The sequence below is a fragment of the Bacillus sp. AR8-1 genome, assembly GCF_008042345.1.
GTDB classification, from domain to species: domain Bacteria; phylum Bacillota; class Bacilli; order Bacillales; family Bacillaceae_G; genus Bacillus_A; species Bacillus_A cereus.
In genome coordinates, this window is record NZ_QNUB01000037.1 from 55,636 (window position 1) to 79,102 (window position 23,467).

Consider the following 23,467-nt stretch of genomic DNA (forward strand, 5'->3'; position numbering starts at 1 on the left):
TGTTACTCAAAACATCATGCAATTCTCTTACAAATTATGAAGTAGGTTCCGGTTTCTGTTTTACCGCCTTTGCATCCTTTGCTGGTTTAATCCAAATGATTGCTATGACAGCACCAATGGCAGCGAAAATACTTGTCAAATAAAACACTTCATGGTCCGCCCCTTTCATAAAAAAAGAATATAAAGGTGGTCCAGCTGCTACACCAATAAATCGCATTGAACTATAAAAGGACGTAACCGTTCCCCTTTGCTCCTTTTCAATCCCTTGTGTAATGAGAGCATCTAAACATGGGAGTGCCATACCAATTCCTATCCCCATAATAACGAGACAAAGAAGTAGTAAGTAAATCCCTTTTATAAATAAAGGAATGATGACTGATGCAGCTGCCATTAAAAAACCAATATAAATACACTTCTTCATAACATTTTGATTATCTCCAATTTTTTTACCGGCCATATAGGAACTAAGTGACAGTACAAGTAACGGGATAGCAAGCACACACCCTTTCCATATACCATGAATGTCATACTTTGATTCCAGTATAGTCGACAAATAAAAGAGAATTCCGAATAAAATAAGCATAATAATTGCACCTAATGCAAAAATGGCAATTAACCATCTTCCTTTTTCTCGAAACGTAGACAGAATAGATTTTATAAACTCTTTAAGTGGTGGTACTTCTCCTTCTTGTTTCTTTGCCTTTACTAGAACAAGTAACAAAACAATTGATATGACACATAAAACTGGAATCGCCCAAAATGGTAAGAACCATACAATGGCAGCAAGAGCAGATCCTAAAATAGGGCTCAGCACTTTTCCAAATGTATTGGATGTCTCAATGATTCCCAAGCCTGTACTAACTTGTTTTTCGTCTTTGTATAAATCACCAACACACGGTATAACAACCGGCATTGCACCAGCAGCACCAATACCTTGAATCGCTCTACCAATCAATATCCAATTGTAGGGATTATCAACTTTCCAAGATACCCAACCAGTTATCGCTCCTCCTATAGCTGCAATCAGCAAACTCGGAACCATTACCATCTTTCGTCCCCATCTATCTGATAAATAACCAGCAATCGGTATAAGTAGAATGGCTACGATAGAGTAAATTGTAATAATCATGGATACTTGAAACGATGAAATATGTAATTTCTTTTCAATAGTCGGCAGAATTGGGATGAGCATTGAATTCCCTAATGTCATAACAAGTGGAACTGATGCAAGCGCAATTAAACAACAGTTTTCTTTTTTTAACATGTTGGCTTCGAAACCTTTCATCATATATTTCTTACCATATAATAGCCCCGCTGGAACGTAACTTTTCATTCCACCAGGGCTATTACATCTTTACTACTTCCCATTCACAACAAAAGAAATTGGGGAAATTATAGTATTATTCCTATTCTTTGAATCCAGTTCACAATATATCCATACCAATTAATTGAAAAAAAAAGAAAGGAAGAATCCTTCCTTTCTCCTATAACCTTCTACAATTAGCGAGTATATCCGCCACCAAGTTGTTGTTCTGCCATCGCTACAAGGCGTTTTGTAATTTCACCGCCTACAGAACCGTTTGCACGTGAAGAAGTATCAGCGCCAAGTTGTACACCAAACTCTTGTGCAATTTCATATTTCATTTGATCTAAAGCTGCTTGTGCTCCATGTGATGCTAATTGATTAGAATTACGATTTCTAGCCATTACCAATCACCTCCTTATTTATATATAAATTGTGTTAAATTCAAATTAAAATACATGGAAATTTTTGGTTATTTTTTACCGTAAAAAAAGAGCCTCTAAAACGAGACTCTCACATCATTTCACATTACGAAGTTACTACTTCTAATTTTCTATTTATTAATACTTTCATTTCTTCTTTTAATATCTCTTTTGAATTATGTCCAAACCATTCTAAGGAAGCAAAAAGATCCGTACCTCTCACTTCCTGAATAATCTCATCATAATTTACAATACCTTCAAATAACGGAACCATACCTATACGACTTCCTGCTGCAGCATATACATTATTAGGTTCAAACACATGCAAATAATCCGCTGAAGATATATTCTTAAAATGGTAATGTAGCGTCCACGGCTTTAATCGATGGAAACTGTCTATTGGATCTGCGCCAGACTCCCATATATGAAGAAAATCAAGATTTATTTTTAAATTCGGATGATTTACTTCTTCTAATAGTTCTATAGTAGAAGGCAATGTGTCCGTTAGTGTATTGGGATGTGTTTCTAACAGCACATACATATTGTGCTGAGCAAACACATCACAAATCTTACGTATTCGCTTCACATACTCTTTTCTCTCTTGTTCCGAGAAGTCCTTGCTCCCTTTTTGCCCAGCAAACGTGCGAATTTTATTCGTATTAAACCAATTAGCTAGTACTACAAGTTGTTCACTTTTCTCTATCGTTTTTTCAAAATCTGCTGATAATGATATATCTAAGTAATCACTTATCATCGTAATTTCTAAGTTTTTATCCTTTAGAAAAGTCAATTCTCGTTCTGTCGTTTCGCGTTCTTGCATATACAAATTTTGTGCATGAGTCCCCCACAATTCAATTCCTTCAAAACCGTTTTCATATGCAAATTGAACAATATCAGTAAATGAAATTAATTGATGACGAAATGAAATGGTACATAGCGAATATTTCATAGCATTAAACTCCCCTATCTTAAATTCAGTTAGCTTATTAAAAAGTTGCGACAGACTGATTTGTTTTCATACCTTTCCATGATAGAAACTGTCTCTCTAATTCCTTCTTAATTTGCAGTTCAATTGCATTCATTTCATCCAGTTTTTCAATAATCGATACTAGCATACCTTTATTATTCGTCATTGCCATTTTAATTGCACGATACTGTACATTTGTAAATCCTTGTACAATATCCTCTACCCGATCACACCAATAATCAAATTCTTGCTCCGAATATTGCAACGTTTCACGGAAGTATGCAAAGGCATGCTCATAACTATATTTACGAATTGCAAGTACTGGTATTTGTTTTACTGCTGCTACAAGTCCAGAAAGCGCATATCCTTCTTCCTCATTTGCCATTTTTACAATTAAATTTTTCAGTTCCATAGTCAGTTCATTGTCGTTCTTTTTGAATGTTTCTGTGAAATAACTAGCTACTGTTTCTTGCGTTGGCTCTCCAATTCCTTCTATATCAATGAAATAACCTCCACCAAATGGGTTATCTTGAATAGAGTGAAGTACTTTTTCTCTTTCCATATTTCCTTCCCAACGAAAATCAGGATCTAGCATGAACCACTCTTCTTCTTTCTCTGTTTTTGATATCATTAAATAATGTGGAAACGGTTTTTGATGAAATTTATTTTCCCTCTCTGGTAATAGAGACATATCAACCATTACAATGACATAACGATTTTCCGGCTTTTTTTCTACTAATTCTAAAAACGTTTCTACATTGCTATCTTTATCTTTTGCATGATCATACCATTCGTTTACTTTAATACCGTACAATTTTTCAAACCAAAGTAAATAATGATCATGGTTAATGTTTTCAGAGTGATATGAAATAATTCCGCCTTCTGTTATATCAAAATCTCCATCCCATAGTCCAAAATAAAATGGACGAAAATCAATGTCGCTACGCCTTTTTATAATTTCACAAAAACAACTCACTAAACAGTGCACTTTAATTGAAGTCATACTCTCATCCACTTTCCTAAAGGTTAGTTATTCACATTTACTTCCTGTAACGGCTCTAACTCCTCCATAAAATCAAGCAAAGATCCTACAGTAAGAAATGCCTTTGGATCTACCTCATCCTCTGGAACGCATAGCTTTACATCCATTTCTATGTATACAATAAGCTGTAACATCATTACCGAATCTATATATAAATCTTGATTTAAGCGCATCGTTTCTTCTAAATGCGTTACATTTTTCAGTTCCATTTTTTCTATCATAATTTTTAACACGGCATTCTTTAACGCTTCCCGTCTCATGTTGTAACCTCTCCCATCTCTAGTAACTTTCTACTTACTTTTCCAGTTTTATTTTTAGGAATTTCATTTACACTTTCAATTTCATGCGGAACTTTATAAGAAGGTAAGTGCTGAATACACCATTCTCTTATTTGTACTGGATCAACATGAGAAATCACTTTCGCTTTAACTATTTCGCCCATCACAGGATGTTTCCCTCGATATACAATTGCCTCTTCAACACCTTCCAATCGAAGCATCGTTTCTTCTACCTCTATAGGAAAGACTTTTAATCCCGAAACATTAATTACATCGTCCATACGCCCCATAAAATGAATGCCACGCTCAGATTTATACCCTAAATCTTTCGTGAAGATTTCCTTATCATTCATTTTCAAGACGATTTCTTCCGGTGCTTTTTCATCTGAACCTATGCTTATACTCACATGAGGTAGAGGGTTTCCTAAATCTAAATGGCTTTTCATATCATGACATATACTAATACAACCTGCTTCAGAACAACCGTATTGCTGCATCATATATGTTGTCATTTCTTTTAGTTTATAAAATAGTGCTTCTGGCAAAGGCGATCCTGATGTCATAATTTTATGAAACTGGAACATTCCTAATGGAAAACTCCCCATAATGTGTAACATAAGTGGTACTGCATATATAATATGTTTTTCTGTATTGCGAACTATATTTAATGCGAATTTAGGATTTTTATTCGTAATGATTACAGGCTGGCTCCCCCTCTTAATTGCTGATAGAGTACCACATATTAGTCCGTATGAATGTGAAACAGGAGCCATAACGATTGGCACTTCATCTACTTCACAGTTTAAAGCTTCATTATAAACGGTAATTTCCGTATCAACTTCCGTCCATGCTCTACGAATTAGTTTCGGTTCCCCTGTAGTTCCAGAACTATATTGCAATAAAGAATGCTCTTCTAGTAAAAAGTTCCCTACTTCTAATTTTGTAAAATCGCCATATTCTCCATATAAAATTCCTACACAATTTGCACGCTTTGCCATTTCAATAGCTGTTTCTTTTGGTGTATCTTCATGTATAAGTAATACTGATGATTTCTTTTCTTTTAAGAAAAACACAATCGTAATAATATCGAATGGATCTTTCAGACAAAGTGCAAATCTATTTCCTTCTGCTTCTTTAAATTGTTCCATTTCCTCATAAACTTGTAATCTCAATTCAAAATCACTTTTGCTATACTCTTGTTTATTAACGATTAGCATAATTTCCCCCTGTAACAGCTGATTTTTGTTTCATAAGTTGTCTTACTCTATACAATGGATTTGGAACTTCATGAACAAGCGATTCCAGATCCATATATAATCGACGTTTCGTTAATTGTTCAGCATAGAATGTAGGTGCATATAATTGAATATTTTCAAATCTACCTTTCAAATGTGGATATATTCTTAAATGATTTTCAATTTCTTCAACAACCATCATCCAAAAATGTTCTTCTTTCAATCCATATTCATCCGCAAGTACGAATGCTAATTCTCCTAAATTAAACAGGAATAGTGCATCTAACACCATCTCTTGCAAACATTCAATGCGATCCATTTCAAAGAAATCATTCATTTTTCCATTCGCATATGTTTTATGCATTTTAGTAAAGTCGGGACATTTGTCAACCGTTTTCAAATATGGACGATAAAACTCAAGCCCTTCATGAAAATCCTTTAACGCAATACGAACAGGCACCCCTTCTTTATGGACTAGAATCATATTTTGTCCATGTGATTCCAGTGCGATGCCATGCTCTACAACAAGATGTATAACTGGTATTATCGCTTTTTGAATAAGTAATTGTAGCCAATCCTTCATTCCATATTTGTTCAACCACGCATCAATAATTGGTGTACCATCTTTCTCTTTAGCGTATAAACCATTAAAAGGAATTGCATCCTCTTGTGCATCTAAATACTTATGAATGCTTTCGCGCCAAATACATCCTAATGAACCATATATAGCTTTCTTATTCGTGTCATACGTTACACTTGAAAACTCGCTTAACAAGATTAAACGTGCTTCATCCATTAAATAGGCGTCATTACTTACAACATCATTTAACCAATTTGATATTGCTGGTGCACTCACAACAGAGTATGGTTTCAGTGTACGGAGTGTTGAAGTGTTGAGTAAATTCATCGATAATTTAACGTACGGTTTCTTTGGACTCGTAATATTTCTTAACGTTCTCATTGACTGTTGCGCGCAATAATCGTCCTCTGATGTTCCTAAATAAATAATAAAATTACCCTGTATATGATCCCCATAATTTGAAATGATGAAATTCTCCCACTGCCATGGGTGAACAGGTATAAACACGTACTGTTTTGGATAACATCCCCTATTACGAATTCGTTCCATAAACTCTTCTAATTTACGATCGCCAATCTCCTCTTTTAAAAGGTCGTTATACATCACTTCATTCTCATAACCTACAGTCGCATAATTCTTATGCGCTGCAATCCATATGAGTTTTATTGGCTGCATAAATTCATATCCATATTGAAAATTGTCACGATATTGAAATCCAACACGTGCTTTATAACTAGGGTGATATGGATGGCCGTCTATTAAATGGCTTTCAAACTCATCGTAAGATTTTTGAGTATATTCTTTCTTATTATTTCTTTCATATTGTGCAATCGTGTCTTTAAATATTGTTTGTTCTAATTCGTGCATAAAAGAATCTAATTTAGCTTGTTCTACACTAGCAACCCGAAAAACTTCTTCTAGAAATTGCGAGACAGATTGTATTTCTTGCTGTTCATCTTGGACTCTTACTATTAATGAGTCTAACGAAATACGTCCAAATGTCATCCGTTCCCTGCCATAGCATTTGTACGTGACACTTTTGTCTTCTTCATCAAGTCCTTGTATTATAAAAAGAATTTGTTCTTCTTTTTCTATGCGAACCGGTGTAATAATCCCCTCATAAATTAACGATTCTACTAATTGACGTAGCACTCTTCTTCGTACTGAAATGTAATCTTCTGATTCGAGCGCCTTCAATACTTTCGTATGATACATGTCCACTCTCATAAAACCCTCCACCTTATGACAAAATACCATTATTTGTATTACGTGAAATTTTAACGCTATTTATGAACGAACAGCCACTTCTCTAACGAGCGGATTATGTACTTGCACATAAATTGCTTGCTCTAATGGATTACTTAACTCATCGACATCGAAAAATCTCGTTAGTAAATTTGCTTTACACGCTAACTTATCTTCGTCCAATAATTCTCTTAAAAATGTTGAAGGTTCCCGGTTATACGGAAGGAATGATTCAAGTACAGACCTTAATTCCGAGAGAAGAATTTCCTCCTTAATTAATCCTGCTGTGCCAAAACCATTAATGAGGCCAAACATATGATTGAAAATTAAGTAGTAACGAAATCTCTCATCCACAATATAGTCGTCATATAAATTTCCAGTACGTTCTCCAATACCAACTAATTCATTATTAAGCATCTCTTTCATTGAATTACAGAAATAAAATCCTTGATTATCACGGAAATAATATTTGACCGGATAACCATCTTTTAGTTGAACAACGCTATTTTGCTGATGAGCTTCTAATGCAACACCATACTGTAAATACATCCATACCATTGGCTTTAAAGAAATATTCATATATCGTCTAAACCACTCTAAGCTTACTTCTTCACAGCTTTTACTTTCTAAATCTGCTAGGCGATGAATAATATTCGATAACCGCGTACGTTCCCCAGGTATAGCGTCTTGAACTAGCCCAGCAATTAATGTTGCGTCGTTTGCATGTTCACTATAAAAAGGGTTCTCACGAATAATCACTTCAAATCCAGATTCTTGTGTTCTATAATTTAATGTAATATAGGCTGGATCACAAATAAAATCAAAGCCTGGAAACCTTTCTCGTACTTCACCAATAGCCGTCTTTAACATTTCCTTCCCTTCAAGACCACTCTCAAGTTCTTTCAGTTTATTAATACGCATTGAATTCGTTACTTTCACCGGAAATGAAAACTTAAGCATATACTTCGAATCGGGATGATATAGCGTCCTTAGTGATGATGTTGCCATATAATACTTACCTACAGGTCCAATATACTCAAGCAATTCTTGAACTATCCAATCTTGTACGTAAGCTTGATGCAAGAGCCATTCTGCCTGAAGCGGATGAATTGGAATTAATGCATATTGATCTTCCTTACAGTACTTCTCTATAAATTCCTTACTAACCATCTCATCATTACTTAATTCTTCTTTTATAATCGTTGTTGTAGAATCTGATAATAATGATTTTTCATTTACTATACTTTTATGGGCCCGAAAATAATGAAGCTGACATTCTCCTTTTAATTCTGGAGAATACATTGCATTTTTCCAATCCAATATCCCCTGTCTACTCTTTGGTGTAGGATGAGTTAAATGCCCAAATAATAAAGACTGCTCCGCTTCTATAAAAGTTGTATGGAAACCGTATAATGCGGACGTATCTTCTATTCTCTCTTTTGTAAATTCCTCAATATTTTGACAACTACGGATAACTCGAAGCATAAGTTCCGCAGGATTCGTCCCTTCTCCGTAGTTGATAGACATCTCTTTTATTAAAAATGTAATAACTGTAACGTAATCTGCTTTAATAACAGAATTACTATCTCCAATTTGATAATAAAATTTTTCTCCAAACAAATGACGATCTGTTGATGATTTATATATAACTTCTCCATACAAAGTAACGTTCTGTGCCGATAGCCGACAACATAAATATGTGGGGACTGTATCTCTATTCAACGTATTACTGAAGATAATCTTCATTCTTTCATCCTCTGTAATCCATTCTCCACTCCCTGTTTCTCTTAAATAACAGTTTAAAAAGCTTTGTAATGTTGCATGTTCTGCGATTTGTTTCGCATGCTGCATGTTGGTCCTCCTCTTTATATTAAAGCTATCGAAATTTTATATAATAAACGATAATTGAATGTCGTTATCAATTATGATTCTAATTGATAATGATATTCAATTCAAGAGTATATTTCAGAATTTTTTTATCTGATTTAATTTTTCTTGTTTTCTCTCTTTTCTTTAATCTAGTTAAAAATACACGAAAAAAATACTCAGTTTCAAACTACATACTTACTATTTTTCATTAGTAATCTATCCAAAATGGTTAAACAAAAGAGGTATACCTTAATTGGTATACCTCTTTCAAACATAAAGTTTACATAATAATATTATTTAAGCAAATCTATATAACTTTTTGTATAACAAATTCAAATCTCTCCAACAATACGCTGTTTCTTCTACCCTTACTCTCTCTAAAAATTTCGTATCAATTTTTTCAGGGTTAAATTTTTCATAAAACTTTTTAGAAGGATTATTCGTAACAACCCAAACTAAAAGTGATTGCATATCATTGTTTATACAATCCGATAATAAAGCTTGAAATAACTTTTGTCCTATTTTCATTCCTTGATACTCTTGTAAAAGGTAGATTGCATATAATTCTCCATCACAATTATATGTACCAGTTCTTTCTACTCCCCCATCGACGAATCCAACTATGTCTCCATTTAAATTCTCTGCTACAAATCTAAATTGATGATTACCTTCTTTTTGAAAAATATCTTCCCATTGTTTTTCTCGTTTCTCATATGCTACATTATCTAGAATTTCGTCAGCAAATATCCCTTTATACGTTGTTTTCCAACTATCAACATGCACCTTTGCTATACCTGGTATATCATCCTTTATTGCTCTTCTAATATGTATTCCCATCATTTCTCCCCCTTGTTACTCATCATTATATCAATTTCATTCCTTAAAAATCCAAATAAAAAAGAGTGAATTCACTTCACTCTTTTTTATCACAATTATCTACTTTCCACTTCAACTGAAACTACTCGATCAATCTCTTTCAGGGAACTATATAACTCTGTTGTATATAAATCTTCTGGAGCTAAAATAACCATCTCCAGTTGCTGAAATGCTCCACTATCTATATCTTTAATTTTCACGCGTTTCACATGCATGCCTAAATTTTTAATTTGCTTAAATATACCATCTAACTCATGATGCTCTTTAACAGTAATTTTTATAGATAAATCCTTTTGTCTTAATGAATACGGTCCTGCAATTTTCACAAGTTGCGGAAGTACATTAATCGCTAAAATAATTAAAACCATAGCAACTGTCGCTTGTAAATAGAATCCCGCACCAATTGCAATCCCTAAAGCTGAAGCAGCCCACACCATAGAAGCTGTTGTTAATCCAGAAATAACATCATTACTTCTTCGTAAAATGACACCTGCGCCAAGAAAACCAATTCCACTAACAATTTGAGCGGCCAGTCGCATCGGATCCATATTTGTATGTCCTGGAACAGAATATACATGCACAGATTCAATTGAAACCATCGTAATTAAACAACTTGCTACAGAAATAACCATACTTGTTTTCACACCAAGTGGTTTATTCTTTAGCTGCCTATCTATCCCGATGAATAATCCTAAAAAGAGTGCTAAACCTAATTTGAGTAAAAATTCATATGACATATTTCCATTCTCCTTACTTTACAATGTTTCCCTTAGAATAACTCACTATAACTCTTTTATGATATCAATTCCAGTCTTTTCTATTCATTTAACGTAAAAAACCGAAAAAACATTTTTAACGATGTTTCTCCGGCTTTTTATTACACTTTAGATTCTTCTTTATTTCTGATCTTTAATCTTAATTTCTGCATCTTTGTAGAATGCTAATTTACTGTCATTATACTCTTTTGTAAATTTGTTAAACTGCTCTTTCGACTTTTGTGCTTCCACATTTAATTCATTAACAGTTTTAACTTTTTCACCGATTTCTTTTAATTTCGTTTCTTTTACTTTTAATTTTTCATACAGTTCTTTTTCAGTCGCTAACACTTTCGTGTAATTTTCATTCATCTTTTTGAATGCATCATAACGATTTTTATACGACTCTTCTACTGCTTTTGCTTGTTTTTGTAACTTCTTATCTTCAATCTTCTCTATATTACTTTGAACAGATTTTGTTTCCTTCTGTGCTTTTTCTAGCATTTCTTTTTCACTTTTCAATACTTTTTCACGATCATCTACATTTGCAGTAGCTTGCTCTATTTTCTTCACAACTGCTTCATTATGATCTTTACCTTCTTGCAAAATTTGAGCATATAATTCTTGCCCTTGTTTCTCTAACTGCTCTAATTTTTTTGCTTCATCCACTAAAGATTTTTCTTGTGTTGCTGCTGTTTCAAAAGCTGTATATAAATTTTCTTCTGGCTTTTCACCGAAACAACCTGTTAAAAGTCCTACTGATAACGCTCCAACTACTGCTACTTTTCCATACTTCAACGTCAATTCCTCCATTACATACGGTTATCATGCCAGAAGTTCACTGGGAAGTGACTCTCTTCATGATAAGCTTCAAACTCATAACCTTTTTCTTTTAGCCCCTTTAAAATTGCTGGCACAGCAGCAACTGATTGCGGGTGAATATCATGCATTAAAATTACTTCTTGTGGTTTTGTTGCGTTTGTTAATACGTTTTGAGCAATTTGTGCTGCAGCTGCATCAACTGGTATTTTATTGTATCTCCAATCTAATGAATCAATTGTCCAATCCCATACTTTAAATCCGCCTTCTACCACTTTATTTCGAAGACCTTCATTCAATCCAGGCATCGAACCATATGGAGGACGTGTTAATTTAGGTGATTTCCCAATAATATTAGCGATTAAACCTTGATCTTCTTTCATCTCATTTACATACTCGCCATTTTTATATAACTTTGCGAAATTATGTGTCATACTATGCATGCCTACATAATGACCCTCAGCATTTTCACGTTTCACTAAATCAGGAAATTCTTTTACATTCGCTCCAATTAAAAAGAACGTCGCCTTCGCATCATGTTGTTTTAGCGTATTTAATAATTCAGCCGTATATTTCCCTGGTCCATCGTCAAATGTAAGATAAGCAACTTTTCTTTCTTTTCCATTAAAACGACTTGGTGCCGTTTTATTCATTTCAACTTTCGGCTGTTCACTTGCAAGCTGCACTACATTTTCTTGTTTCGCAACAGCTTTTGCTGGTGAAGTAATTGATTGAAACATGTAATACCCAATAGCTACTGCGGCAATCGCTATTAAAACGACTACTATTTGTTTAATTTTTAAAGCTTTTTCCATTCTATCGAATTCCTCTCCCTATTAATCTTATATATAAATCGCCCAATATAATTATACATCTATTTATTTTTATTTCACCATATAAATAGATTTTATTTGTATTATAATGGGAGTTTTATCAAAATTGTTGTTCCTATTCCTTCTTTACTTGTAACACTAAGCGCACCGCCATGAAGCTCCACCATTTTTTTAACGATAGCTAAACCAATACCTGCACCTGCAGCATGATTATTAATTTGGTAAAATGATTGCTCAATATATGGTAAATGTTCTTTAGCAATTCCAATCCCTTCGTCTCTTACCTTAATCACTGCTTGTCCTTCTATTTTAGTCGCTTCAATGTGTATTGTGCTTTTTTTATGTGAATACTTAATTGCATTTTGAACAATATTCAAGAAAACTTGCTTTAGCCTATTTCGATCTCCCATCAATTCAATTCGGTCTATAGTAGTAATAAATTGAATTTCCTTCTCTTCCGATTTAGGAGTTAATTGCCAAATCGTCTCCTCTAGTATATCGTACAATTGCACCTTTTGTTTATATAAATTAAAATGATTTGATTGTAATCTTGAAAAATCTAACAATTCTTCTACTAAATGAATCAACCTATCTGTCTCACCTGAAATAATGCCCATACCTTGCTTTATTTCTTCTTCTGTTAAATGATCTACTGTTTTTAACGTCTCACTCCAACCTTTAATTCCTGTTAAAGGCGTTCGTATTTCGTGCGAAATAGAAGCAATGAATTCATTTTTCATCTGCTCAGCCTTATCTATTTTATAGGCCATATAATTTAAACTATGTGCCAAGTCACCTAATTCTCCAGGATAATCTTCTTTAATTTTTTGCTTTAATGTGCCTTCTGCAATTTGTGAAGAGGCTTGAATAATGGATTCAATTGGCTCAACAAATGAATTTGCCAAACGTCTACTAATTAAGAAGACGACTCCCGAAATAACAATACCTACAGAAATAGTAAACGTAATAATTTCAATAATCTTTTTATTTACATTTGTTAAAACAGTCGTATATTTTAAAACACCAATAGTTTGTCCTTGATGTATAAGTGGGCTTAGCACCTCTAGTTGTTTTTTATTACCTTTCTTAGTAACTTGATTATACATTTCACCTTCTAATAATGATTGTGGAATATTGACTTTACCTTCTATCTTTTCACCACTTGAAGATTGTATAACCGAGCCGTGACGATCAATTAACTGTAATTCTGTTCCTTCTAATTGAAAGCTACTAATTATGTCACCACTATATTCTTGTAACCGAATAAAGTATAGTGAATTGTATTCTGAAAAAAAACGTGTACTCGTTTTCGCATGAGACTCTATATATTGCACAATACCATTATAATAGTATCGATAAATTGAGACTGAAAATACAACTTCAAATAATACAAGCATAAGTGTAATGACCGTCATAAAATATAAAGTCACTTTCCGTTTCATCTTATACTTTCCTTCCACACATATCCTTTTCCCCACACCGTAAGAATAAATTCAGGTTCTGATGGATTACATTCTATCTTTTGACGTAACCGTCTCATATTTACATCTACCACTTTCGTCTCACCTACGTAATTGGTTCCCCAAATCATATTTAAAATTTCATCACGCGAAACTGGCTTTGAAGCCTGATTCATTAAATACTGTAATATCATATACTCTGTAGGTGTTAAATCGACTAATTGTCCATCTTTATACAATCTTTCTTCTATAATATTTAACGAAAATGGACCTGACGTAACAATATTCGTTTTTTCTTCATGTACTTCTATTCTTCTTAATAAAGACTGTATACGTGCAGTTAATACTACTGGACTAAACGGTTTTGCAATATAATCATCTGCACCTATTCCTAGTCCTTGCACCTTATCTTCATCTTGTACACGTGCGGTTAACATAATAATACCCATTTTTTTATTTTCTTTCCTGATAGCCTTACAAACTTCTAAACCATTAATCCCCGGTAACATTACATCCAGCAGTGCTATATCAACAGTTTGTTCACTCAAAATTTGTAACGCTTCTTCTCCAGTAGTAGCTTCTATTACATAAAATCCAGCACGTTTTAAATTTAAAACAATAAAGCTACGGATTGTTAATTCATCTTCTAAAACTAAAATTTTTGACATAATTCTCACCTCCTACTCTTGTTGATAATCCGCTAGCGGTTTTATATATGCTTTCACTTTTTCAAATTTTGATTGCTTCGGTACTGCATATACGTGAGAAGCCGTTTTAATTGCTGCGCTGTAGCCTTTTATATTGAACCATTCTTTCCGCTTAAAAATATGAACTTCAAGCCATATTTCATTTGTTCTTGTATCCAAAAACTTTTGAGAATTTGATTCTTTTTGCTGATCTGGTATTGTAATTTTCCCTATTAACTCTTTAGGGATTTTCACATAATACCCTTTTTCTATATCTATATATCGTTCTTCAATTGGTTTAATTCCAGATTCACTCCACTGTATGTAACGTTCGAAAAGCGGACTATCACCATGTGATTTATCTTCCCAACCTTTTGGGCGTACAGTACGAACAAATTCAATAATGCCGTCTTCATTAACATCTTTACTTTCTACAACATATTCATTAAATAAATCTTCTTTCCCATCTATAGGTAATACTTCATAATGATCCTGATCAAATTTTGCTACATAAGTTATACCTGAATGAGCCCCTGTTCCCGCATCGATTACAACTGCCTTTAATGATTTAGAAATACGACCCATTTGTATTCTTTGAATACTATTTATATACGGATCAAATGTAACCTCTGACAATACCTTAAACTTTTCAATGAACTGAACCTTCAACTGTTCATCTTTCATATGCGAAACAAGGCTTATGTCTTTAAAACCATTTTTGTTTAAATCATCTATAAATAACTTTGTATACTTCTGTCTATAAAATTCCTTTATATCGTCACTCTCATCGGAAAAAACATACATTGTGTTTTCTAATAAATCACGATTGGTAGTTATTCCTATCAATAGTTCCCTTTTCCCACTCCCTGTGAAATCTCCTACCTCAACAATATCTACTTCTTCCCCATCAAATGTATAGGTTGACTTCATATTCCATCCATTATTTTTCTTCTCATATACGGCTAAATATATATGATAATCTTCATTAGGTATTTTATATACGATGACAGCTTCTTTTTTATTATCTCGCTCGAAATTCATTGACCATGTCGTCTGTTTATCTCTATTAGACATTGGAGTAAGTAAGCGATAATTAACAGGTAAATCTTTATCAATTTGTTCATTTAATTCATTAATCCATTTTTTATTTGTAGGAGCTTCCATTAGACTTGTTGGAGCTTCAGACATTTTACATCCAGTCAATATAAAGATAATTCCCATCATGCTTAACCATTTCTGCATATGATATCTTTCCTTACCACAAATTTTGAATATGTCCTTTTACTTTTTTACCTATCCATTATACTCATACATATGAGTATAATTTTTCTAAACTAAAAAATCGTTACAGAAAAGTTACAAATACATTCCAAAAAAAAAGATTGGCAAAAGCCAATCTTTTTTTTATTATTCGTTTCGAACTGGTTTTGGCGTTACACCTAAATGATCATTTAATTTTTTTGAAATATCTTTTACATTTTTTTCATTTGGAATGTAATAATAAATACCACCGATACGTTTATCTGTACCTTCTATTTGCATTTTTTCCATTTCCAAATTAGATCCTGCCATATTTTTTGTAATGGCAAGCATATCGTCAAATGTTAAGTTCGTTTTCATGTTTTTATCAACCGCATCTAGTAAAGAGCCCATTTTGCTAATTGATTGAACAGACATCGCTTTTTTGGCAATTGCTTCTATTACAAGTTGCTGTCTCTGTCCACGCATTGCGTCACTATCAATTTTACGCGTTCTTGCAAGTGCAAGTGCTTGTTCTCCATTTAAATGTTGGTAACCTTTTTCTAAATGGATCATACCAGCTTGGTCTTTACTATCTTGTTCAGTGAAAGTAACTGGTACATCAATATCAATACCACCAATTGAATCGACAATTTGTACGAATGATTCAAAGTTAAACTTCACATAATAATCAACAGGGACATTTAAAAATCTTTCCACCGTATCGCGTGTGCTTTCTACGCCACCAAATACGTGAGCATGAGTAATTTTATCTAATTTTTTTCTAGTTGGAATATAAACACGTGAATCACGTGGAATACTTACTAGCTTAACAGACTTATCATCTTTATTAATTGTTGCTAATAAAAGTGCATCTGTTCGAACTGCTTCGCCATATTGGCTTTTTCTCATTTCACTTCCATCTACACCCATGATTAATATTGAAATATTATCCTTTAAAGGTTCAACTTCTTTATCACGCTTTGATGACTTTTCAATTTTCGCATACGCATCATTTACAACAGCTTTTGCTTTATTATATATAAACGAACCATATCCTACTCCTCCAAAAATAAGTAGGAAAAATGGAATTAATATGAACCATTTTATTGACTTTCTTTTAGAACGCTTTTTATTACTTCTCGTATTTTGTTCTAATTCAGAGCTCATACCCATTCGCCTCTCTTTCTCTTTACCAAGTATAATGTAAGTCTATTTATCTTCATATTGAATTTCCTTTCATTAACCTTACAATTTTGTAAGGTTACTACTAAAACCCAATATGTATTCCATTTCACATTATACTCTCGTACTTATTTTTGGCAAGTCACTATTTACCAATTTCAAAAATTTAGCACTTCGCAACATGCGAATTTATAAATTCATTAACTCTTTCATTTTAAATTAGGATATCTTTTTCCAGATAAACGATATGAATAAAGAGTCCAGCTAATGATAAAACCTCTATGAATACAGTATATTTCACGTTATTATTTCTCAAACGGCGTATACATGCTTTTCTTCCCCTGATTATCAATGTAAGCCGACTTTGCTTTTATTTTCGTTTTTTCTACTTCCATGTCTTCATTTGAGAAGTTCACAATGATTTTAATATTTTTTCCATAAGAAACAGATTGTACTAGCTTATCTTCTGACAAATACGTAAAATTCGTCATCTCTTCTTTTACTGCTTTTTCATGAACTTCATTCCAAACTTTTAGATGCTCTGTAATTTCTTTTTTATGTTTATTCCACTCTACTTCATCTAAATGGTACAACGGAGGAACATTATACAATAATTCAGACAGCATTCGATTTCCCACTTCATCTTTTACCTTTAAACTTCCCCATTCCCAATGGTGCGTTGTAATAACGGAATCATTGTATACTAATTTATATAATGGTACCGAATATACTGGGTTTAAATACACTTGTTTATATTCTTCTTTCAATAGTACTTGTTTTGCATATTTTTCGGGAACATTTTGATTTGGTGACCAATATCCACCGACATAATACGGACTTGTTTTATTTTTCCGCATATCTTCATCGTCCCATTTAATAACAGGTGTTTCAATTCCGTGTGCAAATGCAATCGTACTACTAGCAAAATCATTTCCACCTTCAGAACCAACGACCATACCCTTTTCTTGTGCAATGTAGTCCATTCGTTTTAAACGTGCTTTTAAATCTTGCTCTTGTGTCGTTATATGTTTCGCTGAATAGTCATCGTAAATTTCACCTGTCGCATCACAATCAATAAACCATGAATTATATTTAGGACCATTTTGTAATATATCATTCATGCGTTCCTTTACACTAGGCAGCGATAAAGTCGGGTTTAACTTGCGACCTCTGCCTAAAAAGCCTTGCACCTTTTCTCCGTTTTTCTTCGTTACAGTAGCCACTTCATATAATGATGGGTCATTAAAGGATGCTGTGTTCCAATTTTTATCACTTTTTTCGTGAATGGAATGATATGAATCATACGGACCAACTAAATACCCCATTTCCTTCGCTTTTGTCACGAAATTAGGTTGCATAAATCCTTGTTCCCAGTTCGGCAGACCAATCCACGCTTTTTCTATTCCTACCTCTTTCATTTCCTTTAGTATGTCCGTTCCATCTGCATTACCCCATTTACTTACCTCTTCAACCGCATCACCAAGTAGCGACTTTAATAAATGCTTATTTAAGCTATACAATTCTGTGTTCGTTAAGTGACCTACACCTTTCTTTAATAGCACACTAGCTTCCTGATCAACGTTTTGAAAAATATCCTCTTTATAAAATTCCTTCATGGATAATACTTCGTTTATATAACGTAAAATAACATTTTTTTGATACTTATCAATGAAATCTTGTTTACTTACTTGATCTAATACATTCAGTTCCCCAGGCTCTGAACTATTCTTTTGAATAAGTTCTTTTATATGACTAAACAGCGGGCTATTTATTTGCTCCCTTAGTTTTGGCCAATTTATATTATTTTCTGATAAACCATTTTGATTCCAAAAATAAAAATGCGCCGCTCCATATAACTTTTCGATTTCTTTATTTTTTCTAGCCTTTTCTTGTAATGTTTTAAATTCACCTTTTCGAACAATATCATCCTTATACAGTTTAGCAATGCTTACCGCATCATTATTTGTCACATATAATTGAAATCCATATGTTTTATTTTTATTTATGCTCGGAAATTCATGTGTAAAATCAAATCCTATTTTCGGATCCGAATGAAATTTCAATTCATTATTAAACATATTGTTTGCAATATATACAATTGAATATTTCGAACCATTTAATGCGAAAAACTTCATAGAAAATGATTCAGCAAATGAATATGCATCATCCTTTAAAAACTTCTTCCAATTCTCATCATTGCTCGGAATTTGCTTACCCTCCCATAACGGAAGTGTATAATTTTCAGCTTCTACTTTCGGCCATGTAAAGCTTTCTGCACCAGTCGATTCCACTTCAATGTTTAAGTGGTCTTTTTTCTTTTCTAATTTTATTTTTACTTTTTGATCTGGATATTCCCACGATGTACGATCCTTTTCTTTTTTTACATTCGATACCTTCATTTTCGGTAGGGGTTGTGATGCCTGTTCCTTTACCCCCTCATGTTCTACAGTTAATGTGAATGTTTCTGGATTTACATCATAAGTAAAATCTTTATACGTCGATTTCTTTATTTTAGACTCTTGTACAGCATTACTACCTTTTACGTCACAACCGACTAAAGTCGAAAATGGCATAGTTGTTAGAAGACATATCGCTATCATTTTTTTCATCCTCTGCACCTCCACCAATGAATATACAGGTGGTTTGTTACAGGAATGTGGCAAAAAATAATAGAGCTAGCATTTTGCTAGCTCTATTTGGAGTATTAAAAGTTGATATGAACAACTATAATTCGCTTAGAAGATATGTAATACAGTAACTGCATTTTTTCTCAACAATTATGAAACTAAACAAATCAAAATTTTAACAAGCATTCTTTAACTGAAAAAATAAGTGTATACAATGTATCCTAAAAGTAGTACTAAAATGATTATCCCTGTACCTTTCCAATTCATACCGCCTGCTATATCAACTGGACTACCTGTTTCCGCTCTATTGAGTCCGTCATGTAAAGAACCCGTAGGATTACTTTTTAATTCACTTTGTCTCATACGCTCTCTTTTTTCTTCTGGTAACTCTTTATTCATTTAATCACCTCCAAAATGAATGCACTCTTTACTTACATTATTCAAAATCAACATTTGTTTTATATTTTTTTCCGAAAAAACCTAATTTAAAATAGGTTTGCAACGTAAAGAAAGCTAGCCATGCCAGCTTTCTTTACGATCCAATATGCTCTTCCTTATTTACAATAATACCTTTATGGTCGATTTCAAGCTCACATACTTTCATATCTGTAAATACTCTCGCTAATTGCTCAGCGATTTCTTGACGTTTCTCATATGGCGTTAATATAAAAATAGATGGTCCCGCACCGCTAAGTGCTGTACCGTACGCACCAAATTCTTTTGCGCATTTACGAATAGATGGTAATAACGGTACGAGTTCTAAACGATATGGCTCGTGAAAATGGTCTCTCTCCATCATTTCACCTACAACTTCCCACCGCTTTTGACATAATGCAGCTACTAATACGTTACTTATCGCACTAGCTTTAACTGCCTCATGAAACGGAAACATCTTTGGTAATACAGATCGACTTTCATCTGTATTTAATTCTTCATTCGGAATAAGAGAAATTACCCCTAACTCCTTGCTCTCAATTCTTACGACGGAAATATCCTTTCCATCAAGTGCTCCGATTACAGTTCCACCTAATATAGAAGCAGCAACATTATCAGGATGTCCTTCAAAATTTGTAGCAATTTGAACTTTTTGATCAGCAGTTAAGTTCAAATTGCCTAGTTGATTCGCAAGTTCTATCCCAGCTACAATCGCTGATGCACTACTTCCTAGCCCTCTTGTTAATGGGATATTACTAGTAACTTCTATTATATGGGGTGATATAGAAGGACATACTTTACATGCCGTGCTAACGATTAAATTTTTATCGTCTGTCGGAATTGATTCTTCAAAGGAATGGATTACTTGCCATTTATCAGCTTTTTCTTTAACCACCACACCTAAATACAATGACAAAGCTATTCCAACTGAATCAAATCCAGGACCAACATTCGCCGTACTAGCAGGGACACGAACGCTAAATGGTATCACGACATAATCACCCCTTTAATATGATCTTTAATTTGTTCTATATCATTTGACACACTTGCGATGTCTAGTTGATTTGAAGAAATAGCGATATCAGGATCCTTCAAACCATTTCCAGTTAATACCGCAACAACTGTTTCTCCCTTTTTGATTTTCCCAGATTGAACATGTTTAATTACGCCGGCTAATGAAGCATTTGATCCTGGTTCAGCGAAAACTCCTTCAGTTTTTGCTAATAACCTATACGCATGTAAAATTTCTTCATCTGATACCATATCTATTTCACCACGAGACTGCTCGGCAGCCTCTACTGCATACGACCAACTTGCTGGGTTACCGATGCGAATCGCTGTTGCAATTGTTTCAGGCTCTTCAATTACATGCCCTTTTACAATTGCAGCTGCTCCTTCCGCTTCAAAGCCATGAATTCTTGGCTTTTTATAACCTTTTTCTTTCTCATATTCACAGAAGCCTTTCCAATACGCTGTAATATTCCCTGCATTCCCAACAGGGATAGCTAGAACATCTGGTGCATTTTGCAATTGGTCACAAATTTCAAACGCTGCTGTTTTTTGCCCTTCAATTCGATAAGGATTTACTGAGTTTACTAACGTAATCGGCTCTTCTGCAGCAATATTTCTTACAGCCTTAAGCGCATCATCGAAATTCCCTTCTATTGAAATAATTTCAGCTCCATAAACGACCGCTTGCGCTAATTTTCCATGTGCAATCTTTCCTTCTGGTATTACGATAATGCATTTCATCCCAAGACGTGCCGCATATGCTGCAGCTGACGCTGATGTATTACCTGTTGATGCACAAATGATTGCTTCTGAACCTTCTTCTTTCGCCTTAGCAACTGCCATGACCATACCACGATCTTTAAAAGAACCTGTCGGATTCGCTCCTTCGTACTTACCATATAGCTGAATCCCTAATTGTTTTGATATATTTAATAATGGAATAAGTGGTGTGTTTCCTTCCATTAAGCTGACATCAGGTGTATTTTCATTCACCGGTAAATAAGACGCATATTGTTTTAATAGTCCTTTATACATATTGTTTTTCCTCCTCAATAATGTAGTAACTGTTTATTTCACTTGCGACAGCTTCTATCGCTTCTAAAACTCGTTCAAATTGATACTTGGAAGTTCGATGTGTCACAACAACAACTTCTGCCAGTTCACGGTTTAAAGGTAATTGAATAACCTCTTTTAAACTTACAGAATAATTAACGAAACATTCTGTTATTTTTTGTAACATCCCAGGCTCACCTTGTAATGAAATGCGTAAGAAATATTTCGAAACTACTTCTTCATCACCTTGTAATTCATAAGGAACTGGTTCTTTTAACGCACTTTTATTTTTCGGAACTTGATTCATATTTTTAACGATTGAAATAATATCACTTACTACAGCAGAACCAGTCGGTAACTTCCCAGCTCCGGGTCCATAAAACATCACTTCTCCTACCGCTTGGCCATGGACATACACCGCATTAAATTCATTATTCACATTTGATAATGGATGCTGGCTCGGTAAAAGCGTCGGTTCTACACTTAAATGAATGGCTGGTCCTTGTTTTTCAGCTTTACCAATTAACTTCATAGTAAATCCTAACTTTTCAGCCATTTGTAAATCTTCTTTTTCGACCTTTCGAATCCCTCTTACTTGCACATCATCTAATGAAACATTCATCGAAAAACCTAAGTTTGCAAGAATTGCTACTTTTCTCGCCGCATCTAGTCCATCTACATCTGCTGTCGGATCCGATTCTGCAAAACCTAATTTTTGTGCTTCCTGTAAAGCCTCTTCATAAGACCATCCATTTTGACTCATTTTTGTTAACATATAATTTGTTGTACCATTTACAATTCCCATTATTTTTTCAATTTGATCTGATGCTAACCCATCAGTTAGTCCTCTTAACACTGGAATACCGCCCGCTACACTCGCTTCGTAACATAAATCACAATCATTATCGTTCGCCAGTTGAAGAAGCTCTGCACCATATACAGCCATTAAATCTTTATTTGCTGTTACGACATGTTTTTTATTTCGTAAAGCCTTAACAATATGCTGTTTTGCTTCTTCAATTCCGCCCATTACCTCTACTACAATATCAATATTTGAATCATTTAGAACTTCATCTGCATGACTTGTTACTGCAATTCCATCAATACAAACATCGCGTTCTTTTTCCAAATCACGTACAACGACTGTTTTCACTTTCACTTCGTATCCTGTATCAAGTGCGATTTTTTTATAATGTTCTTTCAAAATATGAACAACACCACTTCCGACCGTACCTAAACCTAATACCCCAACATTTATAACGTTATTCATCTTCTAATCTCCTCCTACAATTTTATTATTTATCTCTATCAATCACCTTGCGCTGCTTTTTAATCATGCAGGTGGTGGTTATTTCCGTACGTACAAATCGTTCCATGTTACTGCACCTCCTTTCAAAGTAAAAAAAACACACCCATCCCTAGGAAAGGGACGAATGTGTTTTCGTGGTTCCACCCTTGTTCCAATCTAGACGTATTTCTCCCTAGATTGCTCAAGTTCAGATAACGGCTGATACCGTCAATAATTAATAGATTACTCGTTCACTATT

At 33.9% G+C, this 23,467-nt stretch carries 21 protein-coding genes; all 21 read right to left on the bottom strand.

What is annotated here, in order from left to right; translation table 11 throughout:
* Positions 1–34 precede the first annotated feature (34 nt).
* The gene (gene bcbE, locus DN400_RS22615; protein WP_071714448.1) at positions 35–1,264 is read right to left on the bottom strand and encodes a bacillibactin exporter BcbE; all 1,230 of its coding nucleotides are present in this window, start codon (positions 1,262–1,264) and stop codon (positions 35–37) included.
* A gap of 236 nt (positions 1,265–1,500) precedes the next feature.
* The gene (locus tag DN400_RS22620) at positions 1,501–1,707 is read right to left on the bottom strand and encodes an alpha/beta-type small acid-soluble spore protein (RefSeq protein ID WP_000113545.1); all 207 of its coding nucleotides are present in this window, start codon (positions 1,705–1,707) and stop codon (positions 1,501–1,503) included.
* A 124-nt stretch (positions 1,708–1,831) separates the two neighbouring features.
* On the bottom strand, positions 1,832–2,674 hold the full coding sequence (locus tag DN400_RS22625; protein ID WP_061661206.1) for a sugar phosphate isomerase/epimerase family protein: 843 nt from the start codon (positions 2,672–2,674) through the stop codon (positions 1,832–1,834).
* A 37-nt stretch (positions 2,675–2,711) separates the two neighbouring features.
* Complete coding sequence (locus DN400_RS22630; RefSeq protein ID WP_141505422.1) at positions 2,712–3,695, bottom strand: DUF6005 family protein; 984 nt, start codon at positions 3,693–3,695, stop codon at positions 2,712–2,714.
* 23 nt (positions 3,696–3,718) lie between these two features.
* On the bottom strand, positions 3,719–3,994 hold the full coding sequence (gene asbD / locus DN400_RS22635) for a petrobactin biosynthesis protein AsbD (protein WP_001250560.1): 276 nt from the start codon (positions 3,992–3,994) through the stop codon (positions 3,719–3,721).
* Entirely contained in the window at positions 3,991–5,229 is a 1,239-nt protein-coding gene (locus DN400_RS22640) for an AMP-binding protein (RefSeq protein ID WP_097997309.1), read from the bottom strand. Before DN400_RS22640 ends, asbD begins: the two co-directional genes overlap by 4 nt.
* Positions 5,216–7,054 carry an IucA/IucC family protein gene (locus DN400_RS22645; protein WP_141527851.1) on the bottom strand — a complete coding sequence of 613 codons (1,839 nt, stop codon included), beginning with the start codon at positions 7,052–7,054 and terminating at the stop codon, positions 5,216–5,218. The genes DN400_RS22640 and DN400_RS22645 overlap by 14 nt, the downstream gene beginning before the upstream one ends.
* Positions 7,055–7,114: 60 nt before the next feature.
* Positions 7,115–8,923: an IucA/IucC family protein gene (locus tag DN400_RS22650; protein WP_147801947.1), complete on the bottom strand. Its 1,809-nt coding sequence runs from the start codon at positions 8,921–8,923 to the stop codon at positions 7,115–7,117.
* Between the two features lie 315 nt (positions 8,924–9,238).
* The gene (locus DN400_RS22655; protein ID WP_061661211.1) at positions 9,239–9,781 is read right to left on the bottom strand and encodes a GNAT family N-acetyltransferase; all 543 of its coding nucleotides are present in this window, start codon (positions 9,779–9,781) and stop codon (positions 9,239–9,241) included.
* A 92-nt stretch (positions 9,782–9,873) separates the two neighbouring features.
* On the bottom strand, positions 9,874–10,554 hold the full coding sequence (locus DN400_RS22660) for an MgtC/SapB family protein (protein WP_000119510.1): 681 nt from the start codon (positions 10,552–10,554) through the stop codon (positions 9,874–9,876).
* A gap of 159 nt (positions 10,555–10,713) precedes the next feature.
* A complete protein-coding gene (locus DN400_RS22665; protein WP_000873563.1) occupies positions 10,714–11,370 on the bottom strand; it encodes a YkyA family protein in 657 nt (218 codons plus the stop codon).
* 14 nt (positions 11,371–11,384) lie between these two features.
* On the bottom strand, positions 11,385–12,206 hold the full coding sequence (locus tag DN400_RS22670; RefSeq protein WP_078439153.1) for a peptidoglycan-N-acetylglucosamine deacetylase: 822 nt from the start codon (positions 12,204–12,206) through the stop codon (positions 11,385–11,387).
* A 101-nt stretch (positions 12,207–12,307) separates the two neighbouring features.
* Complete coding sequence (locus DN400_RS22675; RefSeq protein WP_000824526.1) at positions 12,308–13,666, bottom strand: sensor histidine kinase; 1,359 nt, start codon at positions 13,664–13,666, stop codon at positions 12,308–12,310.
* A complete protein-coding gene (locus tag DN400_RS22680; protein ID WP_000036074.1) occupies positions 13,663–14,352 on the bottom strand; it encodes a response regulator transcription factor in 690 nt (229 codons plus the stop codon). The genes DN400_RS22675 and DN400_RS22680 overlap by 4 nt, the downstream gene beginning before the upstream one ends.
* 12 nt (positions 14,353–14,364) lie before the next feature.
* The gene (locus DN400_RS22685; protein WP_001174878.1) at positions 14,365–15,612 is read right to left on the bottom strand and encodes a hypothetical protein; all 1,248 of its coding nucleotides are present in this window, start codon (positions 15,610–15,612) and stop codon (positions 14,365–14,367) included.
* A 165-nt stretch (positions 15,613–15,777) separates the two neighbouring features.
* Entirely contained in the window at positions 15,778–16,779 is a 1,002-nt protein-coding gene (locus tag DN400_RS22690) for an LCP family protein (RefSeq protein WP_002093954.1), read from the bottom strand.
* 320 nt (positions 16,780–17,099) lie between these two features.
* Complete coding sequence (locus tag DN400_RS22695; protein ID WP_097912490.1) at positions 17,100–19,403, bottom strand: glycoside hydrolase; 2,304 nt, start codon at positions 19,401–19,403, stop codon at positions 17,100–17,102.
* Positions 19,404–19,610: 207 nt separating this feature from the next.
* Positions 19,611–19,820: a DUF6366 family protein gene (locus DN400_RS22700; RefSeq protein WP_098256284.1), complete on the bottom strand. Its 210-nt coding sequence runs from the start codon at positions 19,818–19,820 to the stop codon at positions 19,611–19,613.
* A 133-nt stretch (positions 19,821–19,953) separates the two neighbouring features.
* Positions 19,954–20,847: a homoserine kinase gene (gene thrB, locus DN400_RS22705; protein WP_000612104.1), complete on the bottom strand. Its 894-nt coding sequence runs from the start codon at positions 20,845–20,847 to the stop codon at positions 19,954–19,956.
* Positions 20,844–21,902 (bottom strand): threonine synthase, encoded by a 1,059-nt coding sequence (thrC, locus tag DN400_RS22710; RefSeq protein ID WP_098256283.1) that lies wholly within the window; start codon positions 21,900–21,902, stop codon positions 20,844–20,846. Before thrC ends, thrB begins: the two co-directional genes overlap by 4 nt.
* Positions 21,895–23,190, bottom strand: coding sequence for a homoserine dehydrogenase (locus tag DN400_RS22715; protein ID WP_147801948.1), 1,296 nt, complete (start codon positions 23,188–23,190; stop codon positions 21,895–21,897). The genes thrC and DN400_RS22715 overlap by 8 nt, the downstream gene beginning before the upstream one ends.
* Between the last annotated feature and the right edge of the window lie 277 nt (positions 23,191–23,467).

What these genes read in the sequence shown, in the direction of transcription:
- bcbE (WP_071714448.1), bottom strand. Translation starts at nt 1,264, where the DNA reads ATGTTAAAAAAAGAAAACTGTTGTTTAATTGCGCTTGCATCAGTTCCA.
- DN400_RS22620 (WP_000113545.1), bottom strand. Translation starts at nt 1,707, where the DNA reads ATGGCTAGAAATCGTAATTCTAATCAATTAGCATCACATGGAGCACAA.
- DN400_RS22625 (WP_061661206.1), bottom strand. Translation starts at nt 2,674, where the DNA reads ATGAAATATTCGCTATGTACCATTTCATTTCGTCATCAATTAATTTCA.
- DN400_RS22630 (WP_141505422.1), bottom strand. Translation starts at nt 3,695, where the DNA reads ATGACTTCAATTAAAGTGCACTGTTTAGTGAGTTGTTTTTGTGAAATT.
- asbD (WP_001250560.1), bottom strand. Translation starts at nt 3,994, where the DNA reads ATGAGACGGGAAGCGTTAAAGAATGCCGTGTTAAAAATTATGATAGAA.
- DN400_RS22640 (WP_097997309.1), bottom strand. Translation starts at nt 5,229, where the DNA reads ATGCTAATCGTTAATAAACAAGAGTATAGCAAAAGTGATTTTGAATTG.
- DN400_RS22645 (WP_141527851.1), bottom strand. Translation starts at nt 7,054, where the DNA reads ATGAGAGTGGACATGTATCATACGAAAGTATTGAAGGCGCTCGAATCA.
- DN400_RS22650 (WP_147801947.1), bottom strand. Translation starts at nt 8,923, where the DNA reads ATGCAGCATGCGAAACAAATCGCAGAACATGCAACATTACAAAGCTTT.
- DN400_RS22655 (WP_061661211.1), bottom strand. Translation starts at nt 9,781, where the DNA reads ATGATGGGAATACATATTAGAAGAGCAATAAAGGATGATATACCAGGT.
- DN400_RS22660 (WP_000119510.1), bottom strand. Translation starts at nt 10,554, where the DNA reads ATGTCATATGAATTTTTACTCAAATTAGGTTTAGCACTCTTTTTAGGA.
- DN400_RS22670 (WP_078439153.1), bottom strand. Translation starts at nt 12,206, where the DNA reads ATGGAAAAAGCTTTAAAAATTAAACAAATAGTAGTCGTTTTAATAGCG.
- DN400_RS22675 (WP_000824526.1), bottom strand. Translation starts at nt 13,666, where the DNA reads ATGAAACGGAAAGTGACTTTATATTTTATGACGGTCATTACACTTATG.
- DN400_RS22680 (WP_000036074.1), bottom strand. Translation starts at nt 14,352, where the DNA reads ATGTCAAAAATTTTAGTTTTAGAAGATGAATTAACAATCCGTAGCTTT.
- DN400_RS22685 (WP_001174878.1), bottom strand. Translation starts at nt 15,612, where the DNA reads ATGCAGAAATGGTTAAGCATGATGGGAATTATCTTTATATTGACTGGA.
- DN400_RS22690 (WP_002093954.1), bottom strand. Translation starts at nt 16,779, where the DNA reads ATGAGCTCTGAATTAGAACAAAATACGAGAAGTAATAAAAAGCGTTCT.
- DN400_RS22695 (WP_097912490.1), bottom strand. Translation starts at nt 19,403, where the DNA reads ATGAAAAAAATGATAGCGATATGTCTTCTAACAACTATGCCATTTTCG.
- DN400_RS22700 (WP_098256284.1), bottom strand. Translation starts at nt 19,820, where the DNA reads ATGAATAAAGAGTTACCAGAAGAAAAAAGAGAGCGTATGAGACAAAGT.
- thrC (WP_098256283.1), bottom strand. Translation starts at nt 21,902, where the DNA reads ATGTATAAAGGACTATTAAAACAATATGCGTCTTATTTACCGGTGAAT.
- DN400_RS22715 (WP_147801948.1), bottom strand. Translation starts at nt 23,190, where the DNA reads ATGAATAACGTTATAAATGTTGGGGTATTAGGTTTAGGTACGGTCGGA.